Origin of the sequence: uncultured Campylobacter sp. (assembly GCF_937890585.1) — a bacterium.
In the GTDB taxonomy this organism is placed as follows: domain Bacteria; phylum Campylobacterota; class Campylobacteria; order Campylobacterales; family Campylobacteraceae; genus Campylobacter_A.
This window is the reverse complement of record NZ_CALACG010000274.1, coordinates 1-2,643: the sequence shown is the minus strand read 5'-3', so window position 1 is coordinate 2,643 and position 2,643 is coordinate 1. Positions and strand designations below refer to the sequence as shown.

The 2,643-nt window shown below is 41.8% G+C and carries 5 protein-coding genes; 2 read left to right on the top strand and 3 right to left on the bottom strand.

Translation table 11 applies throughout. The features are described 5' to 3' along the window. Positions 1-7 precede the first annotated feature (7 nt). Both Q0296_RS08250 and Q0296_RS08245 read left to right on the top strand, forming a co-directional pair. Positions 8-646: a CorA family divalent cation transporter gene (locus tag Q0296_RS08250; RefSeq protein WP_298039215.1), complete on the top strand. Its 639-nt coding sequence runs from the start codon at positions 8-10 to the stop codon at positions 644-646. Next, positions 643-954, top strand: coding sequence for a hypothetical protein (locus Q0296_RS08245; protein WP_298039210.1), 312 nt, complete (start codon positions 643-645; stop codon positions 952-954). Before Q0296_RS08250 ends, Q0296_RS08245 begins: the two co-directional genes overlap by 4 nt. A gap of 35 nt (positions 955-989) precedes the next feature. On the opposite strand, the gene lpxD is transcribed toward Q0296_RS08245, so the two are convergent. From lpxD to Q0296_RS08230, 3 genes are all read right to left on the bottom strand, one after another. Beyond that, positions 990-1,943, bottom strand: a complete 954-nt coding sequence (gene lpxD, locus Q0296_RS08240) for a UDP-3-O-(3-hydroxymyristoyl)glucosamine N-acyltransferase (RefSeq protein WP_298039209.1) — start codon at positions 1,941-1,943, stop codon at positions 990-992. Next, positions 1,943-2,404: an acetolactate synthase small subunit gene (ilvN, locus tag Q0296_RS08235; protein WP_223227516.1), complete on the bottom strand. Its 462-nt coding sequence runs from the start codon at positions 2,402-2,404 to the stop codon at positions 1,943-1,945. Before ilvN ends, lpxD begins: the two co-directional genes overlap by 1 nt. 5 nt (positions 2,405-2,409) lie before the next feature. Next, on the bottom strand, positions 2,410-2,643 hold a 234-nt coding region (locus Q0296_RS08230; RefSeq protein WP_298039206.1), incomplete at its 5' end, for a thiamine pyrophosphate-dependent enzyme.

Here is a 2,643-nt window from a genome sequence, read left to right as displayed (position 1 = left end):
TGACTATATAGTCTTAAATTCTGGCGTTAATTCACAGAAATTTCTCTTTAAAGATGGGCAAATTTTTAAAGAGGATCTAAGCTCACCTTGTGATAAAAATGAGTTTTTAGAGGCGATAAAAAAGTTGCTCGATCACTTTTTAAATAAAATTTTAGAGCATGAAAGCGAGCTTGAAAACTACGAGCAAATTTACACAGGCAGCGCAAAGGTGGCAAATTTCGCCAAAAGACATCACGTTTTCAGATATGAGATCAGGAAATTTGAGAGTAGAATTTCTAGAATTTACGAGGCTTTGCAAATTTGTGCGGCTGAGCAAAATGAGCTAAAAAAGGAGCTAAAAAACAGCGTGCATAAGTGTGGCGTGCTAAAGAGCATGATAGAGGAGTACTCGCTAAGGGTCGAGGACATCTACTCATTTATACAAAGCGACAAAAACGACAAGATAAACAAAAATATCTACCTTTTGACACTACTTTCGGCGTTATTTCTACCGCTAAATTTCATCACTGGCTTTTTTGGAATGAATACAAATGGCATGTTCTTAAGCTCGTTTAAAGATGGAACTGCGATCGTTTTTGCCTTTACTGCCCTGCTTTGCGTGCTATTTTTTGTTTTATTTTATAGATCAAACAAAAGTATGAAGTGAAATTTAAACCAAAAAGCAAATTTATAAATCAAAAGCTCGTTTGGCATGCCAAATATGGCGAATGCACAAAGCTTGCATTTGATATGTTTTGTGCTATCAACCACGAGCTAAATTTCTCTGACGCGAGAGGCGAGAGGTGTATAGATGAAGAAGATGCTAAGATAAAAACGCTCATCACCCCAACCAACGAAGAGCTTGGGATCGCCACAGAGAGCCAAAGCGATAAAAGAGAGAACACTTTAAGCATGAAATTTCCACTTGAGCGCAAAGATAGCTTTAAGGCTTTTTATTTTGGTTTAAAAATTTAATACCTAAATTTAAAAGGCGGAAAGCTCCGCCAAATTTAGTTTTTCTTGAAAAATCTCAATATCTTTGCTTGAAATTTAAAATGCTCTGAAAGCTCCATTATCGGATATGCTCCAGCATATTTTTTGCCTCCAGGCAGGTCTTTACTAACGCCTCCGCGTGCTGCGATCTGCGCAAAGTCGCCCACTTTTACGTGTCCAGCTGAGCCACTTTGTCCGCCCATGACGACATTTCTGCCTAGCACTGTTGAGCCAGCAAGCCCAGTTTGTGAGACGATAAGGCAGCCATTTCCAAGCTCGCAGTTGTGGCCTATTTGGACAAGGTTATCTATCTTTGTATAGTTTGCTATCATCGTGCTTTCAAAGACGCCGCGATCTATCGTCGTGCAAGCGCCGATCTCGACAAAATCGCCCAAAACAACGTTGCCATTGTGATAAATTTTCACATGCTCGCCAGTTTTTGTATGCGCATAGCCAAAGCCGTCACTGCCGATGACGCAGTTTGCTAGCAAGTGGCACTCGTTGCCCACCACGCAGTCATTATAGATGACGACGTTTGGGTGGATGATGCAGTTTTTGCCGACACTCACGTTATCGCCCAAAAACGCCCCAGCCATCACTATCGTGTTTTCGCCCACGCTCACGTTTGAGCCGATGTAGACGTTTGGCATGATAGTTGCGCTCTCGGCGATATTTGATGGTTTTGGCTCGCAAAATAGCGGCTTTGTGTACTCTTTGCTAAGTATAGCAAAGGCAAGGTGTGGGTTGTCGCAAACAAGCGCTACCATGCCAGCTGGCACGAAGTCCAAAAGCGCATTTGTCACCAAAATGGCTCCAGCGTTTGAGCTACTTATAAATTTGGCATTTTTCTCGCCGTCGCAATATGTTAGCTCAGCTTTATTTGCATTTTTCAATGAATTTAGAGCAAAAATTTCCAGATCTTCTCCGCTAAAAGTAGCGTTTACTTTTAAGGCTATTTCACTTAGTTTCATCATATATCCATTATCACAGATCCGCCGCGCACGACGTCAACTGGGTTAAATTTCTTTATCGATTTTAAAAAGCTCTCTACCCTACTCGCATCATCAGCCACCATGACGACGATGTAGTTTTCGTTTGTATTTGTGACGATGCCGTTATATGACTTTAGTATCGCCTCAAGGCCAGCAAAATTTTCACCAAGCGGAATTTTCACGAGCGCCATCTCTTTTTCGACAAATTCGCCACTTTCTATGACCTTATATGTTGGTATGAGCTTATGAAGCTGCTTTACGATCTGTTCTAAAACTCTCTCATCGCCGCTTGTTACGATGCTTAGCCTTGAGAAGTTGCTCTCAGGTATCGGAGCAACCGTGAGCGTGTCGATATTGTAGCCCCTGCCCGCAAAAAGCCCAGAAATTCTAGCTAAAACGCCGTGTTCGTTTAATACAATAACTGAAATCGTTCTTCTTATACTGCTCATTTTTCTTCCTTGCTCTTTAATATCATATTATAAATCGCAGCCCCTGCTGGAACCATAGGAAGCACGTCTTCAAAGCGGTCGATCCTCACGTCGATAAGAGCTGATTTTTTACTCTTGATCGCCTCTTTTAACGCCTTTTTAAACTCATCTTTGCTCTTGCAAACAAAACCAACGCCGCCAAATCCCTCAACGATCTTCGTAAAATCAGGCTGCAGGCTAAGGTCAGTCGA